Raw genomic sequence first — 21,923 nt, forward strand, 5'->3', positions numbered from 1 at the left:
TAAAATTAGTAACTAAAATTAGTAGCTCAAACAAACTCATTAAGGCCTGTTTGACGCTAAGTTAGAATTATTTTTGCTGTAAATTTTTCCATAACAATTTACTGATATTATCGATAAAGATCGGATCTTCTGTTTCCATGGTTAACACTATTTGTTTATTCATTTGGGTTTTATTTTGAGCGTAAATCCAACGGTTTTTATTAAACTGTTGTGCAAAGCCCAGCGCACCTGCTTGTAATTGAGCTTCATCGGCAAAAATAGCTTCTACTACTTTGTTATCTAATAACTCTTGTGCTCCTACTCGCATACCCGACATAGCTAAACGGTTAAAAAAGGCTTGTGGAATAGCTTTATTAATAATAGGAAACATTGAGGGTAAAAATGGCACCATCACATCGACTTCAGGAAAACAAAAAAATCCTTTATCAGATTTCATTAGCCTAAAATCACAAGCGCAGGCCAATACTGCACCATTACCAAAAGTATGGCCGTTTAACGCGGCAATAATCGGCATAGGAAACGTAACAATGCGTTTTAATAACGCGGTTACATCGCTCATAAAGCCGGCAATTGTTTCTGGGGTATTACTCGTATTAGCCATCCACTCTAAATCGATTCCCAATGACCAATTTTTTTCACTGTTAGATGTAAGCACCACCGACTTAATATTTTTATCGGCTTCTATTTGATCAAGATGCTGATTAAACTCAGCCAAAAACTCTGGATTATGGCGGTTTTCGGGGGTATTCATGGTTAAAACGGCCGTGCTTTCTTCGGTTTTTATTGCTATAAAACGTGTCATTTATTCCCTCATTTTTCATTATTTTAATTATTAATGCTGTTTCAGCAGCGCGTTTTTGTTATTAATACACTCAAGCTTGGTTTAGTGTTTTTACGCACAACTTTACAAATAAACGTTTAATTCCTGTATTTATCAATTTTAAACGCAGTAACCTACTAACGAGTGTAAGCTAAACGAATATTAAAAGTAAATTCGATTTTAGTTACATTACCTTAAATACAACTAACTTTGCTTACATTTGTCACGAAAACTCAAAAACTCATCTTAACCATTGTCTGCAATATTTAGATGAGCCAACATAAGGAAATAACATGCAGTCGCAACAGCAAAGTTTAATTTACCTACACATTGCCGTATTACTCTTTGGCGGCACTGCGCTATTTGCAAAGTTAATTGGTTTAAATGCACTCGACATTACCGTGTATCGTGCAGCCATAGCCGGCATCGCTATTTTTATTTTGCTCAGCATGCAAAAAAAGCCGATTAAGCTAAACCAAGGTAAAGATTACTTAATTGCCCTGTTACTCGGTGTGGCAGTAGGCATACATTGGGTAACTTATTTTGCGGGAATGCAACTTGCTGGGATCACCATTGGTATGTTGGCTTTTTTTAGCTACCCGGTAATAACCGTGTTTTTAGAACCGTTTTTTCATAAAAGTAAGCCCAAAGCAAAAGATATTATTAGTGCGGCGGTAGTGTTAATCGGCATTTATTTATTAATACCTAATGCAAATTTAGGGAATGATGTAACACTTGGGGTGATCACTGGGGTTATTTCGGCGTTCTTTTTTGCCATTCGTAATATCATTCATAAGCGCTATTTTAATCAATACGGTGGCCCGCAAACCATGTTTTATCAAACCTTGGTTGCCAGCCTAATGCTTTGCGCGTTTATTGAAGTGCCTATTTATGCGACCACTAATCACGATTTGGTGCTTATTTTAGTTGCGGGAGTTATATTTACCGCAGCTCCACACTCATTATTTGCTGCCAGTTTAAAGCATTTATCGGCGGCAACCGCGGGGCTAATTGCTTGCCTTCAGCCACTTTACGGCACATTATTAGCTATTATTATTTTGCATGAGCGCCCCTCTATCGCCACTTTTATTGGTGGTGCATTAATTGTTAGCGCTGCTTGTTTTGAAACTTGGTCTATTGCACGGAAATCACGCCAATGAAAGTATTTGCCCATCGCGGTGCCAGTGGGCACTTTCCAGAGAACACCCAAAGCGCCATTATTGCGGCCTTACAAATAGGCGTTGACGGCATTGAAGTAGATGTACAAAGCGCACTTGATGATTACATGATCATTCACGACACTTGGCTTGATAGAACCACTAACGGCGTAGGTAAAGTGTGTAACTTTACTGCTGCTCACATTATGCAACTCAATGCTGGTAATGGCGAAAAAGTACCAACTTTACAGCAACTTTTTGATTGGAATAATAATCAAACACTCTTAAATTTAGAGCTAAAACATACTTTTAATCTTGAACAGTTTGCAGCTCAAGTTGAAAAAAACATTACAGAAAAACGCATATCAGCAGATAACATTTTAGTGTCGTCGTTCGATCATCATCAACTAGCCTGGTTAAAAAAACGCTTACCTTGGCTAAAAATGGGTGCACTAACGTCATCTATACCAATTAATTATGCAAAGTTTGCTGAAGACTTAGGCGCGTACAGTGTTCATGTAGATAAAAACTTTATAAATAAAGCCTTTGTAGATGATGCAAAACAACGTGGTTTAATAATTTATGCGTACACTGTAGACAAACAACAAGATATAAAGCTGATGCTAGATTTAGGTGTGGATGGTATTTTTACAAATTATCCGGCACAAACTAAAGCTTACTTAGGTGATTAATAATAACCAAATGGTCTGTACATAATGAGTAGCTATATGCGAATTTATAATTTTTTAGAAAAAACACTTTTTTTTACCTTAACGCGCAAAATTGTGGGTAATTTAAGTTTTGTATTTTTATTTCAGGCTATTACTTTATTTTGGCTGTATGAAAGCTTAACCCTAAACCAACAAAGTACTGGGTTATTTTGGGCATTAGCTTTAGTGATTGTGGCTGGCTTTATTTTCACCCTATTTTATATGCGATTTTTAATGGTGCGCCCAGTAAAGGCAATGCGCGACACGCTAATAAATATAAACCAGCAAGATGCAGACTTATCGGCAAAGTTACCCCATTTTACTTATGATGAGTTCCGTGAACTAAGCGAGCAATACAATCTTTTTACTACTCATTTAAATCAGCTACTAAACACAACCTACAATAGCGCCCAAGCTGGTGTGCAAAGTACCGAGCAAGTAACTCAGTCTATGCAACAGACTGAGCAATTAAGCGGACAACAAATACATTTAAGCCATACAATTATAAATGCCAGCAACCAAATAGCGCAGAGCTTACAAAATATAGTAAGTAATACCGACAGCGTGCATAAAGTAAATAATGAGCATTTAAATTTTGTTAAGCTTTCGGCAACAGAGTTGTCGGCCTTAGTGCAACAAGTAAAATTAATAACCGATATGCTAACCGGCTTTTCGGCAACTATTTCAGGCTTAAAAGAAAACAGTGAAAACATTCGTAGCATTTTAAAAATGGTGGAAGAGTTTTCTGATCAAACCAATCTACTAGCCCTAAATGCCGCCATTGAAGCAGCAAGAGCCGGTGATGCGGGACGTGGTTTTGCGGTAGTTGCCGATGAAGTGCGTACTCTTTCAATTAAGGTAAGTGGTGCAACGCGGCAAATTAGTGATTTTATAAACCAAATGAACGAGCTAGTAAACGAAACAAATAAAGAGTCAGAGCAATTAATTACTCACTCACACAATGCGCAAAAATCAATTAATAGTACTTCTAATGGTTTTACTAATATGCTTACTGAATTTGAGCATAACCAGCAACAGTTACAACAAATTGCCGAGGCTGTGCACTTACTTGAGCAAACACAAAATCAAACCCACCAATCGGTAGAGCATATTGTAGCGCTTGGCGAGCAAGCCAAACAAACCATAGATACAGCACTTAATGATTGCCAACAATCACAAACCCTCAGCCAACAAACACAACAACAACTGAAACGCTTTGTGCAGTAATACCTATTTTATTAAAAATAGGTATTTGCTAACAAGCTTATGGGTATAACAAGCGTTTTACCCATAAGCTAAATATGTTAAATTACCCAGCTATTTATTTAACCGTGTGATGCATGTGAGCGACGCAGTTCCTGATTATAAAAACCTTGCCCAACAAATTAAAGCGTGGGGACAAGAGCTTGGCTTTAGCGAAGTAGGTATTACTGATATAGACTTAAGCAAGCATGAAACGCAGCTGCAACGCTGGCTCGACGCCGGCTACCATGGCAATATGGATTACATGGCCGCTCATGGTATGAAACGCGCTCGCCCTGCTGAGTTAGTGCCCGGAACGCAGCGTGTTATTTCGGTAAAAATGAATTACCTGCCCCCCGATGCAGGTTTTGCCAAAACCCTTAAAAACTCAGAAAAAGCGTATATAAGTCGCTATGCTCTTGGCCGCGACTACCATAAATTAATGCGTAATCGCTTAAAAAAATTAGGCCAAAAAATAGAGCTCGAAATTGGCGAATACGGTTTTAGGCCTTTTGTCGACTCAGCCCCGGTACTTGAGCGACAACTTGCTGAAAAAGCAGGCTTGGGCTGGCGCGGTAAACACTCATTACTTATTAATAAAGAAGCCGGTTCTTGGTTTTTTTTAGGTGAGTTATTTGTTGATTTACCGCTGCCCATAGATGCAGAAAACACCTTTGAAGGCTGTGGTAAATGCGTAGCCTGCATAACACTATGCCCAACTGGCGCTATTGTTGAGCCCTACGTGGTAGATGCACGTAAGTGTATATCGTACTTAACCATTGAGCTACAAGGCCCTATTCCAGAGCAATACCGAACATTATTAGGTAACCGCGTTTATGGTTGTGACGACTGCCAATTAGTTTGCCCGTGGAATCGTTATGGCCAACTTACCGACGAAAATGATTTTCATCCGCGCACCCAATTAAAAGATAAAGACCTACTCGAGCTGTTTGCTTGGGATGAAGCCACTTTTTTAAAAAACACCGAAGGCAGCCCTATTCGTCGAATTGGCCACGAGCGTTGGTTGCGTAATTTGGCTGTAGGCTTAGGTAATGCTGAATTTAGCCCTAGCATTATTCATGCCCTAGAAGATAAAAGCTTAGCTTGCAGTGAACTGGTTTTAGAGCATATAAATTGGGCGCTGCAACAGCAACGCAATAAGCAAGGTACTATACTGCGTAAAACCGCAAGGCTTATCAGAATTGTTGAAAAAGGCCTACCCCGCGACGCTTAAATGTTTAGGTGTGGAGTAAGCACTTTTAATTAATCGCTACGGTTATAAGTGCTTACCAAAAATAGTTAAGCTGTAAGGGTTATTATCCATAATAGCCACCTGTGGTAACTCGCCCCACACACTAAAATTAAAGTGTTTAAATAGTTTAGTACTGGGTAAATTATGACTAAAAATGAACCCTAGCAGCACTTTAATATTAAGTTGCTTAGCTTGCGTTTGGGCAAACTCCATCAGTGTTTTACCTAAACCTTTGCCTTGTGCTTTAGCGGTAATATAAATACTTATTTCTACCGTCCCTTCGTAAGCTACGCGCCCATAAAACGGTTTATAACTAAGCCATGCTAACACTTGGTCATTTTCAGAATATACATAAATTGGCCGCTGAGGAGTGTGGCTATCAAACCAAGCTTGTTTGTCGGTAACGCTGACCTCTTCAGTATCAGCGGTAACCATTCTGCTGGCAATGGTTTCGTTATAAATTGCGACTATAGTTTTTAAATCTTCTGGGCGTGCTAAACGGATTGTCATAAGGTCTAAATAAGGTTGATCAGTTGCATTTATATTAGCGTATCATTGAGGCTATAAACAATATGTAACCTTTTAACTTTAGGCATTAAAAATGATAAAAATAATATTATTAGCATTAATGGCGTTACTTGTACCCGCATTAGCTCAAGCGCAAAGCACGGCTGAGCCCCCCATTAAAAAACAAAATAACTGCCAAGACTTTACTAACGTTACTTTGCGTAAACTACGCTCAAAAGAGTTTGTTAACTTATGCCAATTTGAAAACCAACCGCTGCTAATTGTTAATACAGCGAGTAACTGTGGCTTTACGCCGCAATTTGCAGGGCTTGAAGCGGTTTATAATAAATATAAAGATCAAGGCTTAGTGGTATTGGGATTTCCTTCTGATGATTTTTTTCAAGAAGAAAACAACGAACAAGACACCGCCAAAGTCTGCTTTGTTAATTACGGGGTTACTTTCACTATGTTTGCCACCAGCGCAGTGCGCGGCAGCGATGCAAACCCTATTTTTAAACACTTAAATAGCCAAACCAGCTCACCTAATTGGAATTTTTATAAGTATTTAGTGTCTGCTGATCGTAAAACAATTACGCGCTTTAACAGTAAAGTAGCCCCCGAATCAGAAAAACTAACTGCAGCAATTGAAGCGACATTAGCTATTAACTAGGTTAAAACCGTTACAATTAGTTTAAACTAACTAAAATACACGTTAGTATGATTAAAAAACAACCAGATTAATTATTAGGAGATTTTATGACAGTGGCAAGCGCAAGACATATATTAGTAGATAGTGAAGCACAGTGTTTAGATTTAAAAGAAAAAATTGAACAAGGTGAAGACTTTGCTGTGTTAGCAAAAGCACACTCTAACTGTCCTTCAGGTCAAGATGGCGGTGCTCTTGGTGAGTTTGGCCCAGGTATGATGGTGCCAGAGTTTGATAAAGTGGTGTTCTCTGCGCCAATTAATCAAGTACAAGGCCCAGTACAAACACAGTTTGGTTACCATTTACTTGAAGTAACCAGCCGTTCAGAGTAACTTATTCTGTACTGTAAATTTTGAAAAAAGCCGCTTATGCGGCTTTTTTATGGAGTAATTATGCAACTATTTGGTTCTGTTACCTCGCCTTATGTACGCCGTATTAGAATATGGGCGCTGGAAAATAACTGTGATTTAGAGTTTATTAATCTGGATATTTTTTCAGCGCAAGATCGCCCAACTATGGTGAGCAAAAACCCAGCACGCAAAATCCCTATTCTCGTAGATGGCAATTTAACCCTTAGTGATTCAAACTCAATACTGCGTTATTTACTTGAAAAAACAGCACAGCCAAAATTAACTTGGCCGCAAGAGCACTTACTTACCACTATTAATGCCTGTAATGACTCTTTAGTGGAAATGCTTTTATGCCAGCGCTCTGGTTTTGATACGCAAAGTGATGCGTTATTTTTTAATTTGCAAAACGAACGTATTGTTGAAACATTACACTTTTTAAATGATCATTTAACTGATGATGAATTTAAAGGCTGTGAATACCTCAACATCAGTTTATACTGCCTGCTTGATTGGATTTGCTTTCGTGAACTAACCGACATTAGTCAGCATTCAGCGCTTGTTGCTTTTTATGAGCAATATGGCCAACGCCAAGCAGCAATAAATACCAGTCCTAGTCATTAATTTAAAAAGGTAAACACATGAGCGATATCGAGATTGAATCAGAACTAGTCAACTTTGTTGAAAAAGTACGTATGAGCGAAGTAATTTGGGCACTAGGTGCAGAAGATAATGGCTTTGTAGTGTGTGATTCAAATCAATTTGACGAGACTGACGTATTACTACTTTGGGAAAGCGAAGCGGCTGCTAAAGCTCAGTGTAAAGACGAGTGGAAAGAGTACAGCCCAGTAGAAATTGGCCTTGATGAATTTTTAGATGAATGGGTTGAAGACCTAAACGAAGACAATGCTTTAGTTGGCCTTAACTGGAATGACGACCAAGTATGCGTAGAAATTGAACCAGTAGGTTTAGCACGCGCATTAAGTGAATAATTCACTATAGCTTAATTAATAAAGCATAAAAAAAGCCAACTGCATTCGTGCTAGTTGGCTTTTTTGTTTTAATTAATTAGGTATAAGTATTTATACCCAAAACATACTCGCATCTTGCTATGTTTTGGGTATAAAATGTATTTTGTCATTATTTTCAAGGTACACCGTTGAAAACCCATCTTGGTCGCCGTCCTTTTTCAGCTATGGAGCTGCACACACTTTACACTGGCTATATTTATGGCGATATGCGCGTGGTGCGTGAACAAGCAAAACATTGGCATTTTTGGTTGCCATTAATTGCTTACTATACGGGCGCTTATAGTGACGAAATAGGCTGTTTAACACTTGATGACTTAACTGTTGAGCAAAATATTTTATGTTTTAGTTTTCATACCCACGGAAAAATAAAACCGCGACTTATTCCTGTACATCAAGCGCTAATTAATGCTGGCTTTAACGACTATTTAGCATTTATAAAAAGCCAAAACCAACAGCGATTAATGTTCGACTTGCCAGCTAAAACCGGTCGCTACAGCGAAAAAGTTCGCATTTGGTTTAGCGGCGAAGGCGAGCGCGCTGGTTACTTACAAAAATGTGCAATTCCAAACATTGACCAACTCGGAATGAAAACCGCTATAAGTAGCCTGCGGCTTAACTTTGAGCAGCAAGTACGTATTTATGCACTGCAAGCCAACTCTAAAGACGCGTTTAATTATTTAATGGGCTTTAACGAATACCCACACCCAAATTATAGCAATGTAGCAGTGTTAAATAGCATAATTGGGCAAATTCGCGTTATTAACTCACAACTGCATTGGCAGCGCTTTATCAATCGCGATAGTCACTGACAAACTTTGTTACTCTTTACTCGTCCAAATCCGGGGTTATTCGATTACTCCATAAAAGAAAGCTGCTAGGATATCCGCATATAATACCGTTTCTATTGAGGTAGCGTGGTAACGCTGTCTGCTTTAGTCATTTATAACAATAATAAACTAGGGATACTATGTTTCTTAAAAGCCTCTTAACCGTAAGTGTTGCATTCGCGATGAACGCAGCAAATGCTAACGAATTCGTAATTGAAAAACTCGCAAAACCAAGCAGTCAATCAGTGTCGTTAACACTCGATCCAAGCCAAGATACCTTTACTGGAATGACTGAAATTATTTTAGAAGTACTCAAGCCAACTAACTACATAGAACTAAACGGCGTGGCTTACGCAACTAAAATGGCACAATTACTTGGCGAGCAAAATTGTGACTTAAACAGCGAAATGCTCAAAACCGGTAAAGTAAAATTTAGCTGTGATGAGCAAATTCAGCCGGGTAAATACACCTTAAAAATTGATTTTTCAGCGCCATATAATCGCCAAAGTGTTGGGCTATATAAAACCTTAGATCAAGGTACACCTTACTTATTTACTCAGTTTGAAATGAGTGATGCGCGCCGTGCATTTCCGGTGTTTGACGAGCCAAGCTACAAAATTCCATTTCAGCTCACTATTACCGCGCCTACCTCACAAAAAGTATATGCCAATACACCTGAGCTTAAAACTACAGTAAATGGCGACATGACCACCCACTTTTTTGATAAAACACCGCCTATTCCTTCTTATTTAGTAGCAATGGCTGTGGGCCCTTTTGAAGAGCTTAATGTTGAAGGTATGTCGGTGCCAGGGCGCGTAATTACCCCACAAGGTAAAATTCATTTAGCCCAGTACGCAAAAGAAAACATGCCAAAAGTACTAGGCGCACTTGAGGCGTATTTTGGTATTCCTTATGTGTATCAAAAACTAGATTCGGTGGCTGTACCTGAATTTCCGTTTGGTGCCATGGAAAACTCAGGACTTGTAACCTACCGAGAAGATATTTTATTGGTTGATTTAGCTGCCGCTACGCGCAGTAAAAAACAACGCAATGTGTCTATTATTGCTCACGAACTTGCACACCAATGGTACGGTAACTTAGTCACTATGAAGTGGTGGAACGATTTATGGTTAAACGAAGCGTTTGCTAGTTGGATGGCGGCAAAAATTACCAAGCAACTAAACCCTGAATTTGAATCGCACCTAGATTTACCACAAAATAACGTTATGCCACTTGATGCGCGTTTGAGTACTAAACCAATTCGTAAACCAATTAAAACCGAAGCCGATATTATGGATGGTTTAGGCCTTGCTTATAGCAAGGGTAGCTCGGTACTTGCTATGGTTGAAAACTGGATAGGTGAAGAGGCCTTTCAAAAAGGTATTCAAAATTACTTAAAAGAATTTTCCTATAAAAATGCCGAAGCTGCCGATTTATGGCAAGCACTTGGCAAAGCTTCTAATAAAGATGTAGCGAGTGTTTTAAAATCGTTTATTGAGCAATCTTCCTACCCACTGATTAAAGTAGCTCAGCAAGGTAGTAAAATAACTATATCGCAAAGTCGCTTTGTAAATGCCGGTGTTGATGCGCCTGAGCAATTATGGAATGTGCCTGTTGCAATTAAATATGGCGCGGGCGATAAAGTAAAAACAGCGAACGTATTACTTAATAAACAAAGCCAAACGCTAGATTTAGATTTTGCACCCGAGTGGATTTATCCCGATCAAGGCGCATTGGGTTATTACCGCTGGGTGATGGACGATGCACAGTTTAGTGCGCTTATCGACAATGCTGCTGACAAGCTAGATGACCGCGAACGTTTAGCGTTATTATCTGCTACCGATGCACTACTTGATGCTGGTGTTATATCGGCCGCTAAGTTAATGCAAACGCTTGAAGTATTTATAAGCGACAGCCACCCTCGCGTTGCTAATACCGCGCTGGGCTATTTAGTATCGCAACAACGCACCTTTAAAGACGATAGCAATAAAGACTTATGGCCTAAATTTATTCGTGGTGCAGTAACCCCTGCGGCTAAAAAATATGGCTTAGAGGCAAAAGTAGGTGAAGATGGCGCTATTTCACAACTTCGAGCTGCGGTTGTATCGCGTTTAGGTTTTGATGGCGAAGATCAAAATGTGATCAATAAAGCAAAACAGCAAACTCAGGTTTATTTAAACGATCCACAAAAAGTAGACCCGTACTTAGCAGGTACTTATTTAACTTTAGCTGCTTTTAACGGCGATAAAGCGTTGCTTGATCAATTTATGGCAACCTTTAAAACCACCAAAGATCCACAAGTACGTACTAATATGCTCTCGGCTATGGGCTACTTTGCAAAACCTGCACTGCAAAAAGCAGTATTGGCTTACAGCTTAACAGATGAAGTAACCGCATCCGACATGCGCACTATTTTAGCAGGACAAAGCTATACTGATGAGCGCCAAGCGCTGTTTATTGACTGGGTTTACAGTAATTACGATAAAGTAACAGCAAGCTTACCGCCGTTTTTTATCCCTAACCTACCGTATTTTACAACTGCAAATTGTGATGCAAATAGCTTTGCCACAACACAAAGCTTCTTTAATACTAAGTTAGCTGAAATACCAGGTTACGCTCGTACTTTAAGTAAACTAGAAGAAAGCACTAATGATTGTATTGCACTGAAAAATCGTGAGCTTGAATCGGTTAATAACTTCTTAAAAGGTAAGTAGCTATATTAGGGTTCTAGGTTTTATTTTAGAGCCTAGAGCTGATAACAAAACCAAGCTTCGTAGCTAATAATTTACTGCGAGCTTGGTTTGTTTTTTACTAATACCTAGCATTTTGCGCTGTGGTGTTAAATTTACCAGGCTTTAAAAAAGCGCGGTATACTGCCTTGCCTACTTATAACCTAAACCCAGCTTGGCCGATATTTTGTTAAATCTGAAGCCTGAAAGCTGATTTATAAACCTTTACTATTACCCACCTAAAATCATCGTTAGTTTAGCAATAAAATCTTTTGCTGCTTGCTCAGAGTTTATTTTAAACGCGACACCATAATGAATCGGCTGTGCACTTTTATAAATGCGCGTAGGAAAACGCGTCATTTCGCTACTATGAAAATAACCCTGAGTACGCACTACCCCATCAATATCGGTAAAATCATCACTAAACACTTCAAATGCTGGGCGAATTATAATTTTACCTTTGCCGCCTTCACTGTGCGTGTAAAACGCTTCTTTTGAATTAACTAACATGTATTCGGCAATATTCTTTATTTTAAAATTACTTCTACACTCTAATTTAATTAGCTGCTCAGTAAGCTCGTCTGCACTATAAGCCACGTTGTAATCCCTATTAGTTAAATTTGCGCATAACCTTAACGCATACGCATTATAAAGTCTGAAATTTATTTAAATTAGTCCTCAGCTACATCACAAACAAAAGCAAGTTTGTCGTTGTTATAACTCATACGGGTAATATTGGTATGGCAATAGGGTGTTAAATCCAGCCATTGCGATACAGTGTTATTGCCACTAAGGTTACGTTGGTAAACACGGTTGTTAAGCGCATAAGCCAGCGTACTGTCGTCTTTTAAGATAAAGTCTTGTACTTGTAGCGGCAATCTAAGTAAGTTTTCTACCTGCTTAGTTTGTGGATTAAAACGCGCTACAATATGTTGCTCATTTTGGGTGTAACTAAATATAAACTGCGCCATTGTATGATTGTAAATAAGCGTACGACCAATGTTTTTTGCCACAACTTGCCCTTTTGCCGCTGCAACCAAGCTATATTGTAATGTATGTGGCTCACCTAAAATAAACATTACTAAATCGTTATTTATACCCCATGCGTGATATCCCACTGGCTCTATCCAGTCAAAAATACGACTTGCTGCAACTTCGCTATCAAGCGGATATTGCCATAGCTTTTGCTTGCCATTGGCCTCTACCACAATTGCCGATAAGCTTTGTTTATTTGGCATTACGGTTGGTGAGTATTCGCTTACTGGCGTATTGGTTATATTAATAATTTGTTTTGTTGCAAAGTCGTAGTAAGCAATATCGGTTTGGCTTTGCTCAATACTTAATACTTCATGGGTAAAGTAAACACCATTATTGTGTATATGAGGCTGATTATTATAACTATCACTGTCGCTCACAATAGTAACTTGCAGGCCATAAGGAGTATTTAAATCGGCTAATAATACTTGGCTTTTGGGCATACTTGCCTGTGCTACTGAGAGCGTTAAAGCGCTTATTGAAAACAACCCTAGTAGTGGTTTTAAAAATTTCATGCTCTATCTCGTTTTATTTTTAAGCACCCCATGATAACGTTATTTGCTGATTACGTCACTTGACCTAGACCAGCAACATCTTTATAACTAACCGGGTCTTATAAAAGAGAATTAATATGTCAGCTAAACATCCTATTATTGCAATAACCGGCTCTTCAGGTGCGGGGACAACTACCACCACGAATGCAATTAAACATATTTTTCGTAGCCTTAACATTAGTGCGGCTTTTATCGAAGGGGATAGCTTTCATCGTTACACTCGCCCTGAAATGGAAAAAAAAGTACGTGACGCGCAACAAGAAGGCAAACATATTAGCTACTTTGGCCGCGAAGCCAACGACTTTGGTTTACTAGAAACCCTATTTGATAGCTACGGTGAAACCGGCCAAGGTAAACTGCGTCGTTATTTACATACCTTTGACGAAGCGGTGCCTTACAACCAATTGCCCGGCACATTTACTCCGTGGCAAAACCTAGAGCAAAATACCGATTTATTATTTTACGAAGGATTGCATGGCGCTGTTGTAGATCAAGAGCACAATGTGGATGTAGCAAAACATGTAGATTTACTTATTGGTATGGTGCCCATTATCAACCTTGAGTGGATCCAAAAGCTGATCCGCGACACCTCTGATCGTGGTCACTCACGCGAAGCGGTAATGGGATCTATAGTGCGCAGTATGGACGATTATATTAACCATATTACTCCACAATTTTCACGCACCCATATTAACTTTCAACGAGTCCCTACCGTAGATACCTCTAACCCGTTCAGCGCAAAAGACATTCCATCACTCGATGAAAGCTTTGTGGTGATCCGCTTTAGGGGCATTGAAGATGTCGATTTTCCGTACTATTTACAGATGATCCAAGGTAGCTTTATGTCGCGTATTAATACCTTGGTAGTGCCTGGCGGTAAAATGGGCTTGGCAATGGAGTTGGTACTTACCCCACTCATTAAAGATATTATTTTAAAAAAACGAGCATTAGAAAACCTAGCACCACTGGATTTACCTATTTGATATTGGATAACCCACAGCCCTTTTTTGTTAAAGCCAACTCACGTACACTGCTGATTTTGCTTAAAGTGAGATCAGCATGTCGCAACCATTAAAAGTTATTGTGGGCTCTAAAAACCCAGTAAAAATAAATGCTGCTAAGTGCATTTTTAGCATATATTTTCCAGAGCGTGACATTGACTGCCAAGGTGTAAATGCTCCCTCGGGTGTGCCTGATCAACCTATTGGTGAAGAGCAAACTCGCATTGGCGCACAAAACCGAGTGAATTACTGCAAAGAGCACTACCAAGCCCACTATTATGTGGCCATGGAAGGCGGTGCAGAGCAATTTAGTTACGGTGCCGCAACCTTTGCCTATGTAGTTATCGATAACGCGGTAAATCAAGTTGTAGGACGCAGTAGCAACCTACCTTTGCCGCAAATACTGTATAACGCATTACTTAATGGTGCAGAGCTTGGCGATGTTATGGATAAGACTTTTAATACCACCAATATAAAGCAGCAAGGCGGCGCTATTGGTTTACTCACTAATAACCACGCCACCCGCGAAAGTACCTATACTCAGGCACTTACTTTGGCCATGGCACCTTTTTTACATTCAGCGCTTTATTGCCAAACAAATTAATTTTAGGAAGTTTAATGAAATACAGTTACGTGCTGTTTGATGCAGACGAAACCTTGTTTAGATTTGATATTTTAGCGGGCATGACTCGCATGTTTAAAACATATAACGTAGATTTTAGCCAAGCCGACTATCTTCATTATCAAAAAACCAATAAGCAACTATGGGTTGATTACCAAAATGGCGACATTAGTGCCGACTACTTGCAGGTTACTCGCTTTAGCGAATGGGCTACTAAACTAAATGTGCCAGCAAAAGAGCTTAATGATGCATTTTTAGATGCTATGGCAGAAATATGCGAGCCGCTACCCGGTGCCATAGAGCTGTTAAATAAACTTAAGCCCCACGCTAAGTTAGGTATTATTACTAATGGTTTTGCACGTTTACAAACCGTGCGCCTTGAGCATACTGGTTTAAAAGATATGTTTGAATGGTTAGTCATTTCTGAATTAGTGGGCATAGCTAAGCCTAATAAAGCTATTTTTGACCATACCTTTGAATTAATGGGTAACCCAGATAAAAGCCAAATATTAATGGTTGGCGATACTGCCACAAGCGATATTTTAGGCGGTAATAATGCGGGGATTGATACCTGCTGGTTACAACACCCAAACGAGCAGTTGCCCGAGGGTATAAAGCCTACCTATACCGTTACTCATTTGAAGCAGTTACAAAGTATTTTAGAGCTGTAGGTAGCTACGCACTTAAAGTATTTTCAATAGGCAAAAAAAATGACGCTAATTAGCGTCATTTTTTATAACTGTGTGAGCAATAAATTAGGCTGGCGCTAATTCAAGGCCGGGTGCAGGCATCGTTACAGGCGTTTCAAAGGTTGCCCACTCCCATGCTGACTCAGTAGCCATTAATTTACGTAGTAATTTATTATTTAAATCGTGACCCGATTTAAATGCAGTTACTTTACCTAAAATGTTATGACCTGTCATAAACATGTCACCAACACAGTCTAATATCTTATGCTTAACAAACTCATCGCTGTAGCGTAAACCGTTTGGATTTAACACTTTAAACTCATCAAGTACTACTGCGCTATCCATGCTGCCACCTAATGCTAGGTTGTTAGCATGCATATATTCAATGTCTTTCATAAAACCAAAAGTACGTGCACGGCTAATTTCTTCAATAAAGCTTTTCGTCGTAATATCTAAACCAATACGTTGGCGACTTTCATTGATAGCTGGGTGATCAAAGGCAATTTCAAAGTCGATATGAAAACCGTCATACGGTTCTAACTCGGCCCATTTATCGCCTTCTTCAATACGTACTTTTTCTTTAATACGAATAAAGCGTTTTGCTGCATTTTGCTCTTCAATACCGCCTTTTTGTAACAAATAAATGAATGGTAATGCACTACCATCCATTATTGGCACTTCTGAGCTATCTAATTCTACAATTAGATTATCAATACCCATTGCAGCAACAGCGGCAATAAGATGCTCAGTAGTTGATAAGCGAACACCATCTTTGTTAATTAAACAGGTACATAATTGCGTATCACCAACGGCTTCAGGTGTTGTTTCAAAATCAACAACCGGATCAAGGTCGACACGACGAAATACAATCCCAGTATTTGCGCTCGCAGGTCGGAGAGTTATTGTGACCTTCTCACCTTTATGAAGTCCAATTCCTATGGCTTTGACTACTTGTGCAATCGTTCGCTGTTTAATCATAGGTTCGCTCACTTAAATTCAGTTACAGTTAGACGGCGGATACTAACATAAATACGCCGCAATTGCAATATTCGTTCACATTTCAAACGAAATACTGTTTATATTAATCAGCTTGTTTACGTAAAAAAGCAGGAATATCAAAATAATCTCCGCCTTCTGACTTATCTGATTTTTTGTTACTTGGCGCTGCAGCACTCGTTGTGCTTTTGTTAGCACTAGATGAAGTTGTTTTTTCGTCACTTTCAACTTGCGTCTTTGCTGTGTTTTCTTCAGCGCTTGTGCCTTGGCTTGCAAAGCTTGGTACGTACATGCTGCTACTTTGGTTTGAAGTGCTGGCTACATCAGAACCTGATGCTTTTTTAAAGCCATTATCAACAATGCCAAACTGCGGACGACGATCGCCACCTAAGCCAGTTGCAACTACAGTTACACGTAATTCATCGGTCATTTCAGGGTCAATTACTGCACCTACAACCACAGTAGCGTTTTCTGATGCCAATGCTTTTACGTGGTTACCAACGATCTCAAATTCTTCAATCGCAATGTCCATACCCGCAGTAATATTAACCAAGATACCTTTAGCACCAGTTAAATCTACGTCTTCAAGTAATGGGCTTGAGATAGCCGCTTCTGCTGCTTCTTGTGCACGATCAGGACCTGATGCAGACGCTGTACCCATCATTGCAGGACCCATTGCTGACATTACTGTACGTACGTCGGCGAAATCCACGTTGATCAGACCAGAGCGAGTAATTAACTCTGCAATACCCTGAACCGCACCAAATAATACGTCGTTAGCTTTAGCGAAGGCATCTAAAAGTGTAGTCCCTTTTCCTAAAACTTTAAGCAGTTTATTGTTTGGAATTGTAATAAGTGAATCTACAATTTCTGACAATTCATTAATGCCTTGTTCAGCAGCTGCAGCTCGCTTTTTACCTTCAAAGTCAAAAGGACGTGTAACTACTGCTACGGTTAAAATACCAAGCTCTTTTGCAATTTTTGCCACTACAGGCGCTGCACCAGTACCAGTACCGCCGCCCATACCTGCTGCAATAAATACCATGTCGGCACCTTCAAGGCTGGCACGAATTGTATCAGCATCTTCTTCAGCTGATTGACGACCTATTTCAGGGTTTGCACCGGCTCCTAACCCTGAGGTTATTTGCGTGCCTAATTGTACAGTAACGTGCGCTGCTGAGTTACGTAATGCTTGTGCGTCTGTATTAGCAGCAATAAAGCATACGCCTTCAATTTGCTGTTTTACCATGTGCTCAACAGCGTTACCGCCGCCGCCGCCCACGCCAATTACTTTTATTACAGCTTCTTCGCTATGTTGTTCCATCATATCAAACATGTTTACTCTCCGACTTGAGTACTAAAACTCGCCTTGGAACCACTTAGTAATGCGGCTCCATAAATTATTATTCCCTTCTGCTTTCAACTTTTGTGCATTCATTGATTGCATGGTACGCCCGTATTGTAACAAACCAACAGCGGTTGCGTACGAAGGATCGTCCACATAGTCTGTCAAACCAACTATCCCAATTGGTTTGCCTATTCTTACCGGCATTTGGAAAATATCTTCTGCTACTTCCATTGCGCCGGCCATTTTAGCAGTTCCGCCTGTGATAACGAGACCTGCTGCAATTTGGTCTTCTAACCCTGAGCGACGAATTTCTTCCATCGCTAATTCAAATAATTCTCTAAATCTTGGCTCTACCACTTCCGATAATGTATGACGCGACATTAATCTAGCTGGGCGTCCGCCTACACTCGGTACTTCTATGGTGTCTTCATTACTGGCCATTTGGCTACTAGCACAGGCGTATTGTACTTTGAGTGCCTCTGCATGTGATATAGGTGTGCGAAATATTTTTGCTATATCGCCAGTTACTTGGTTACCCGCCACCGGAATAACCGCTGAGTGACGCAGTGCACCATTAATGTATATAGTGATATCCATAGTGCCACCACCAATATCAAGTACTGCTACTCCCAGCTCTTTTTCATCATCGGTCAGTACCGAGTAACATGAGGCAAGTGCAGTAAAAATAAGCTGGTCAACTTCAAGCCCACAACGCTGTACACATTTTTCGATATTTTTTGCCATATCGTTTGAGCACGTAATAATGTGAGCACGTGCTTCCATACGTACGCCGCTCATACCGAGTGGATTTTTAATCCCCTCTTGCATGTCGATACTGTATTCTTGTGGTAACGCATGTAGCATTTTACGCTCTGCTGAAATAGGCACTGAGCGGGCAATATGAATCACATTTTCAATGTCTTCATCGGTTACTTCGGTGTTGTTAATTGCTACTACACCGCTTTCGTTTTGGCATTGTATATGCTTGCCAGAGATACCAAGGTACACTGAGCTAATACGACAATCAGCCATCAATTCGGCTTCGTCTATGGCTCGGCGAATAGACTCAGATACTAAGTTTAAATCGTTTACGCCGCCTTTATCCATACCTCGGGATATTTGCGTGCCTACACCAACAATACTGAGTTTGTTGTCTGCGGTGATTTCACCTACCGTTGCAATCACTTTTGAGGTGCCAACGTCTAATCCAATCACTAGGTTTCTTTCTGCTGACTTAGTCATGCCTTACTCTTATTTTGTAATTGTTCTTCTTGCAATGGCTTAAAGCTGACTGCAAGGCCAGTATCGTAGCGTAAATCGATTGCATCTATTTGAGCATCTGCACGCTTTTCCATGCGTGGATAAACGTCTATAAAACGCTGTACACGCTTAGCTTTGTCTTTGCGCCCTAAATTTAAGCGCACTCCATTATCTAGCCACAACTGCCATGAGAAACGCTCCGATAACGCTAAACTTTTTAACGTTAATGCGTTTACTTTTAGCATTTCGTCAAATTGCTGAAACGCAATCCATGCTTCTTGCTCACTGCCCTCTGGGCCATATAGTTGAGGTAAGTTTTTACTTAACTTATTACTTTTAGCTTCAAATGCATCGCCGTTTTGATTAAGTAACAAGTCACTATTCCAATGCGCAACAGCGCGGTGCTCAACTACATAAACTTGCAGTGTGTCGGGCCATTGTTTACGCACCGATACACTTGCCACCCAAGGTAAATCTTGTACCAATTGCTGTACATGCTTTACATTAAGGTCAAAAAAGCTAGTTAAATCTGCTTTTTTAATCGCCCTAATAATAGCGATTTCGTCGGTATATTTAGGATTACCCTGCACCATTAAGTGTTTAATTTGGGCATCTTTATTTTCTACCAACCAATCCGATACACCTGTAGTAATTTGCACTAAGCCGATTACCACAGCTAGAAAAAAACTCACCCCAAAAATTAGCGACCAGTTAAGTTGCTGTTTGATTTGTAGCGTTTTTTCTAAAAGGGGATGCATATTAAAGTGTTTGCTCCAAAATGCGAACAACTAATTGCTCAAAACTTGCACCATGTGCTTTTGCCGCCATAGGTACAAGCGACTTTTCGGTCATACCGGGTACTGTATTTACTTCTAATAAGTAAAAATCACCTTGCTGATCTTGCATTGCATCTACGCGTCCCCAGCCGCTAGCACCTACTAAATCAAATGCATCGAGTGCCATTGCTTGTAAATGCTCGGTATCTGCAGGCGATAAATCTGCCGGGCAATGATACTGCGTGGTGGTTGCCTGATATTTAGCTTGGTAATCATAAAAACCATTGGGGGTTGTCATTTCGATTACTGGCAACACTTCATCGCCTAATACCGTTATGGTAAATTCGCGGCCACTGATCCACTGTTCAACTAGCACTTGGCTATCAAACTTAAACGCATTACTCAGTGCATCTTCAAGCTCTTGTGGCGTGCTTGCTTGTGCCATACCAATACTTGAGCCTTCGTGTGACGGCTTTACCATCACTTTTTTAAATTGCTGCATTATTGCCGCTGCATCAAAGCCTTTTTTGGCATCAACCACGGTATAAGGAGCGGTACTTAACCCTGCCGATTTAAATAAATGCTTACAACGCACTTTATCCATAGCCAGCGCTGAGCCTAGTACGTTACTGCCAGTATACGGCAGGTTCATAAATTCAAGCGCACCTTGCACTGTACCGTCTTCGCCACCACGACCATGCAGTGCAATGAACACTCTATCAATTGCTAACTCATTTAGCTCCCATAACGGGCGCTCTTTTGGGTCAAAGGCAATGGCGTTTATGCCATGATTTTGCAATGCATTTAATACCGCTTGTCCTGATCTTAATGACACTTCACGCTCTGCTGAGTTACCCCCTAACAGCACCGCTACTTTACCAAACTGCGTATTTAACTGTGTCATACTTCACCTTGTTTAAGTTTTTCTATCGACATACCCGTAGCGGCTAAGGTTTTTACTAATTGCCCTATGTTGCCAGCCCCTTGGGTTAATACTAAATCGTTATTTTGTAAGCAATCAGCTAATACGCTTGCCAACTCTGCGCTATTAGCTACGTGGCGGGGCTCTTTACCGCGCTGGCGTAAACTACGGCATAAGCTTTTACTATCTGCGCCTACAATTGGCTCTTCGCCAGCACTGTATACATCGAGTAGTAACAACTGATCAACCTCGGCTAATACCTTTACAAAATCCTCGTACAAGTCGCGAGTACGAGTAAAGCGATGAGGTTGATACACCATAACTAAACGCTTATCTGGCCAGCCTTCACGAGCAGCGGTAATAGTGGCGGCCACTTCTGACGGATGATGCCCATAATCGTCAACTAACATTACGCTGCCACGTTCGTTTTCAAATTCACCGTAGTGCTGAAAACGTCGGCCAATACCTTCAAATTTTTGCAATGCTTCTAAAATAGCGAAATTAGCAATATTTTGATCTTTTGCTACCGCTATAGCTGCAGTGGCATTAAGTGCATTATGCTTGCCTGGCATATTTAGCGTTGCGGTTAAGCTCTCGCCTTGTTTATTGGTTACCGTAAACTTGCACGTGTTTGCCGACTGGCTAAAGTCGCTCATGCGATAATCCGCATCGCTCGACTCGCCATAAGTAATCACTGGGCGACCAAAACGCGGTATAAGCTCGCTCGCGACTTCAGAGTCAATACACACTACAGCTAAGCCATAAAACGGCAGGTTATGAATAAAGTCCACATAAGTGTCTTTCATTTTTTCTAGGCTGCCGCCATAGGTTTCCATGTGATCTTCTTCAATATTAGTGATCACCGATACCATTGGCTGTAAGTGTAAAAATGAGGCATCGCTTTCATCCGCTTCGGCGATTAAAAAGTCGCTTTTACCTACTTTTGCATTGCTGCCGGCACTATTTAACAAGCCACCAATTATAAATGTTGGATCAAGGCCAGCTTGTGCATAAATACTGGCAATTAAACTGGTTGTTGTAGTTTTACCGTGTGTACCCGCAATAGCTATACCGTGGCGAAAGCGCATTAGCTCAGCGAGCATTTCGGCGCGGCGTACCACAGGTACTCTTGCGACCTTTGCGGCTATAATTTCTGGATTTGTTTCATCAATAGCACTGGAAACAACCACTACATTGGCATCTTTTACGTTATTTTCGTGATGCCCAATAAACACCTCTGCACCGGCTTTAATTAACCTGTCTGTCATAGCGCTGTGCGCAATGTCTGAACCGGTAATCCTATAACCTTCAAACGCGAGTACTTCGGCAATGCCGCCCATGCCTGCGCCGCCAATACCAACAAAGTGGATGGTTTCAATGCGACGCATTGCT

At 40.4% G+C, this 21,923-nt stretch carries 23 protein-coding genes; 13 read left to right on the plus strand and 10 right to left on the minus strand.

Annotated elements, in window-relative coordinates; genetic code table 11:
* Nucleotides 1–67: 67 nt before the first annotated feature.
* Complete coding sequence (locus I6F41_RS01970) at nt 68–802, minus strand: enoyl-CoA hydratase/isomerase family protein (RefSeq protein ID WP_086993265.1); 735 nt, start codon at nt 800–802, stop codon at nt 68–70.
* Nucleotides 803–1,113: 311 nt separating this feature from the next.
* Here I6F41_RS01970 and I6F41_RS01975 point away from each other — a divergent pair, with 311 nt between their 5' ends.
* The 4 genes from I6F41_RS01975 to queG all read left to right on the plus strand — a co-directional run bounded on the left by I6F41_RS01975 (nt 1,114) and on the right by queG (nt 5,163).
* A complete protein-coding gene (locus tag I6F41_RS01975; RefSeq protein ID WP_179806989.1) occupies nt 1,114–1,980 on the plus strand; it encodes a DMT family transporter in 867 nt (288 codons plus the stop codon).
* Nucleotides 1,977–2,669, plus strand: coding sequence for a glycerophosphodiester phosphodiesterase (locus I6F41_RS01980; protein ID WP_182683933.1), 693 nt, complete (start codon nt 1,977–1,979; stop codon nt 2,667–2,669). Before I6F41_RS01975 ends, I6F41_RS01980 begins: the two co-directional genes overlap by 4 nt.
* Nucleotides 2,670–2,693: 24 nt before the next feature.
* A complete protein-coding gene (locus I6F41_RS01985) occupies nt 2,694–3,914 on the plus strand; it encodes a methyl-accepting chemotaxis protein (RefSeq protein WP_041454561.1) in 1,221 nt (406 codons plus the stop codon).
* Between the two features lie 109 nt (nt 3,915–4,023).
* Nucleotides 4,024–5,163 carry a tRNA epoxyqueuosine(34) reductase QueG gene (gene queG / locus I6F41_RS01990; RefSeq protein ID WP_231613355.1) on the plus strand — a complete coding sequence of 380 codons (1,140 nt, stop codon included), beginning with the start codon at nt 4,024–4,026 and terminating at the stop codon, nt 5,161–5,163.
* Nucleotides 5,164–5,205: 42 nt separating this feature from the next.
* Here the strand turns inward: queG and I6F41_RS01995 are convergent, their stop codons facing one another.
* Entirely contained in the window at nt 5,206–5,691 is a 486-nt protein-coding gene (locus I6F41_RS01995; protein ID WP_193038436.1) for a GNAT family N-acetyltransferase, read from the minus strand.
* A gap of 91 nt (nt 5,692–5,782) precedes the next feature.
* Here I6F41_RS01995 and I6F41_RS02000 point away from each other — a divergent pair, with 91 nt between their 5' ends.
* From I6F41_RS02000 to I6F41_RS02025, 6 genes are all read left to right on the plus strand, one after another.
* Nucleotides 5,783–6,358 (plus strand): glutathione peroxidase, encoded by a 576-nt coding sequence (locus I6F41_RS02000; protein ID WP_197107646.1) that lies wholly within the window; start codon nt 5,783–5,785, stop codon nt 6,356–6,358.
* Nucleotides 6,359–6,444: 86 nt separating this feature from the next.
* Complete coding sequence (locus I6F41_RS02005; protein ID WP_011329136.1) at nt 6,445–6,726, plus strand: peptidylprolyl isomerase; 282 nt, start codon at nt 6,445–6,447, stop codon at nt 6,724–6,726.
* Between the two features lie 60 nt (nt 6,727–6,786).
* Nucleotides 6,787–7,365: a glutathione S-transferase family protein gene (locus I6F41_RS02010; protein ID WP_011329137.1), complete on the plus strand. Its 579-nt coding sequence runs from the start codon at nt 6,787–6,789 to the stop codon at nt 7,363–7,365.
* A 17-nt stretch (nt 7,366–7,382) separates the two neighbouring features.
* Nucleotides 7,383–7,733 (plus strand): DUF2750 domain-containing protein, encoded by a 351-nt coding sequence (locus tag I6F41_RS02015; RefSeq protein WP_011329138.1) that lies wholly within the window; start codon nt 7,383–7,385, stop codon nt 7,731–7,733.
* Nucleotides 7,734–7,900: 167 nt separating this feature from the next.
* A complete protein-coding gene (locus tag I6F41_RS02020) occupies nt 7,901–8,581 on the plus strand; it encodes a hypothetical protein (RefSeq protein WP_011329139.1) in 681 nt (226 codons plus the stop codon).
* Between the two features lie 158 nt (nt 8,582–8,739).
* Complete coding sequence (locus I6F41_RS02025; RefSeq protein ID WP_089368724.1) at nt 8,740–11,313, plus strand: M1 family metallopeptidase; 2,574 nt, start codon at nt 8,740–8,742, stop codon at nt 11,311–11,313.
* A 246-nt stretch (nt 11,314–11,559) separates the two neighbouring features.
* On the opposite strand, the gene I6F41_RS02030 is transcribed toward I6F41_RS02025, so the two are convergent.
* Together I6F41_RS02030 and I6F41_RS02035 are read right to left on the minus strand one after the other, a co-directional pair.
* Complete coding sequence (locus I6F41_RS02030) at nt 11,560–11,925, minus strand: hypothetical protein (protein ID WP_011329141.1); 366 nt, start codon at nt 11,923–11,925, stop codon at nt 11,560–11,562.
* 74 nt (nt 11,926–11,999) lie between these two features.
* Nucleotides 12,000–12,878 (minus strand): TolB family protein, encoded by an 879-nt coding sequence (locus tag I6F41_RS02035; RefSeq protein ID WP_086993260.1) that lies wholly within the window; start codon nt 12,876–12,878, stop codon nt 12,000–12,002.
* 116 nt (nt 12,879–12,994) lie between these two features.
* Between I6F41_RS02035 and I6F41_RS02040 the strand changes: the two genes are divergently transcribed.
* The 3 genes from I6F41_RS02040 to yjjG all read left to right on the plus strand — a co-directional run bounded on the left by I6F41_RS02040 (nt 12,995) and on the right by yjjG (nt 15,211).
* A complete protein-coding gene (locus tag I6F41_RS02040; RefSeq protein WP_011329143.1) occupies nt 12,995–13,900 on the plus strand; it encodes a phosphoribulokinase in 906 nt (301 codons plus the stop codon).
* 76 nt (nt 13,901–13,976) lie between these two features.
* Entirely contained in the window at nt 13,977–14,522 is a 546-nt protein-coding gene (yjjX, locus tag I6F41_RS02045) for an inosine/xanthosine triphosphatase (protein ID WP_089368725.1), read from the plus strand.
* Between the two features lie 14 nt (nt 14,523–14,536).
* Complete coding sequence (yjjG, locus tag I6F41_RS02050) at nt 14,537–15,211, plus strand: pyrimidine 5'-nucleotidase (protein ID WP_011329145.1); 675 nt, start codon at nt 14,537–14,539, stop codon at nt 15,209–15,211.
* An 84-nt stretch (nt 15,212–15,295) separates the two neighbouring features.
* Here the strand turns inward: yjjG and lpxC are convergent, their stop codons facing one another.
* From lpxC to murC, 6 genes are all read right to left on the minus strand, one after another.
* Nucleotides 15,296–16,207, minus strand: coding sequence for a UDP-3-O-acyl-N-acetylglucosamine deacetylase (lpxC, locus tag I6F41_RS02055; RefSeq protein ID WP_011329146.1), 912 nt, complete (start codon nt 16,205–16,207; stop codon nt 15,296–15,298).
* A 103-nt stretch (nt 16,208–16,310) separates the two neighbouring features.
* Nucleotides 16,311–17,561, minus strand: a complete 1,251-nt coding sequence (gene ftsZ / locus I6F41_RS02060) for a cell division protein FtsZ (RefSeq protein ID WP_011329147.1) — start codon at nt 17,559–17,561, stop codon at nt 16,311–16,313.
* A gap of 21 nt (nt 17,562–17,582) precedes the next feature.
* Nucleotides 17,583–18,815 (minus strand): cell division protein FtsA, encoded by a 1,233-nt coding sequence (gene ftsA / locus I6F41_RS02065; RefSeq protein WP_011329148.1) that lies wholly within the window; start codon nt 18,813–18,815, stop codon nt 17,583–17,585.
* Entirely contained in the window at nt 18,812–19,591 is a 780-nt protein-coding gene (locus I6F41_RS02070) for a cell division protein FtsQ/DivIB (protein WP_089368728.1), read from the minus strand. The genes ftsA and I6F41_RS02070 overlap by 4 nt, the downstream gene beginning before the upstream one ends.
* A gap of 1 nt (nt 19,592) precedes the next feature.
* On the minus strand, nt 19,593–20,513 hold the full coding sequence (locus tag I6F41_RS02075) for a D-alanine--D-alanine ligase (protein ID WP_089368729.1): 921 nt from the start codon (nt 20,511–20,513) through the stop codon (nt 19,593–19,595).
* On the minus strand, nt 20,510–21,919 hold the full coding sequence (murC, locus tag I6F41_RS02080; RefSeq protein WP_220488968.1) for a UDP-N-acetylmuramate--L-alanine ligase: 1,410 nt from the start codon (nt 21,917–21,919) through the stop codon (nt 20,510–20,512). Before murC ends, I6F41_RS02075 begins: the two co-directional genes overlap by 4 nt.
* Between the last annotated feature and the right edge of the window lie 4 nt (nt 21,920–21,923).

The organism is Pseudoalteromonas sp. SCQQ13, assembly GCF_015864415.1.
GTDB lineage: Bacteria > Pseudomonadota > Gammaproteobacteria > Enterobacterales > Alteromonadaceae > Pseudoalteromonas > Pseudoalteromonas nigrifaciens.

Coding starts and splice junctions, on each gene's coding strand:
- I6F41_RS01995 (WP_193038436.1), bottom strand. CDS start 5,691: ATGACAATCCGTTTAGCACGCCCAGAAGATTTAAAAACTATAGTCGCA.
- I6F41_RS02010 (WP_011329137.1), top strand. CDS start 6,787: ATGCAACTATTTGGTTCTGTTACCTCGCCTTATGTACGCCGTATTAGA.
- I6F41_RS02070 (WP_089368728.1), bottom strand. CDS start 19,591: ATGCATCCCCTTTTAGAAAAAACGCTACAAATCAAACAGCAACTTAAC.
- I6F41_RS02075 (WP_089368729.1), bottom strand. CDS start 20,513: ATGACACAGTTAAATACGCAGTTTGGTAAAGTAGCGGTGCTGTTAGGG.
- I6F41_RS02000 (WP_197107646.1), top strand. CDS start 5,783: ATGATAAAAATAATATTATTAGCATTAATGGCGTTACTTGTACCCGCA.
- murC (WP_220488968.1), bottom strand. CDS start 21,919: ATGCGTCGCATTGAAACCATCCACTTTGTTGGTATTGGCGGCGCAGGC.
- lpxC (WP_011329146.1), bottom strand. CDS start 16,207: ATGATTAAACAGCGAACGATTGCACAAGTAGTCAAAGCCATAGGAATT.
- I6F41_RS01985 (WP_041454561.1), top strand. CDS start 2,694: ATGAGTAGCTATATGCGAATTTATAATTTTTTAGAAAAAACACTTTTT.
- I6F41_RS02035 (WP_086993260.1), bottom strand. CDS start 12,878: ATGAAATTTTTAAAACCACTACTAGGGTTGTTTTCAATAAGCGCTTTA.
- queG (WP_231613355.1), top strand. CDS start 4,024: ATGCATGTGAGCGACGCAGTTCCTGATTATAAAAACCTTGCCCAACAA.
- I6F41_RS02005 (WP_011329136.1), top strand. CDS start 6,445: ATGACAGTGGCAAGCGCAAGACATATATTAGTAGATAGTGAAGCACAG.
- I6F41_RS02040 (WP_011329143.1), top strand. CDS start 12,995: ATGTCAGCTAAACATCCTATTATTGCAATAACCGGCTCTTCAGGTGCG.
- ftsZ (WP_011329147.1), bottom strand. CDS start 17,561: ATGTTTGATATGATGGAACAACATAGCGAAGAAGCTGTAATAAAAGTA.
- I6F41_RS01970 (WP_086993265.1), bottom strand. CDS start 802: ATGACACGTTTTATAGCAATAAAAACCGAAGAAAGCACGGCCGTTTTA.
- I6F41_RS01975 (WP_179806989.1), top strand. CDS start 1,114: ATGCAGTCGCAACAGCAAAGTTTAATTTACCTACACATTGCCGTATTA.
- yjjG (WP_011329145.1), top strand. CDS start 14,537: ATGAAATACAGTTACGTGCTGTTTGATGCAGACGAAACCTTGTTTAGA.
- ftsA (WP_011329148.1), bottom strand. CDS start 18,815: ATGACTAAGTCAGCAGAAAGAAACCTAGTGATTGGATTAGACGTTGGC.
- I6F41_RS01980 (WP_182683933.1), top strand. CDS start 1,977: ATGAAAGTATTTGCCCATCGCGGTGCCAGTGGGCACTTTCCAGAGAAC.
- yjjX (WP_089368725.1), top strand. CDS start 13,977: ATGTCGCAACCATTAAAAGTTATTGTGGGCTCTAAAAACCCAGTAAAA.
- I6F41_RS02015 (WP_011329138.1), top strand. CDS start 7,383: ATGAGCGATATCGAGATTGAATCAGAACTAGTCAACTTTGTTGAAAAA.
- I6F41_RS02025 (WP_089368724.1), top strand. CDS start 8,740: ATGTTTCTTAAAAGCCTCTTAACCGTAAGTGTTGCATTCGCGATGAAC.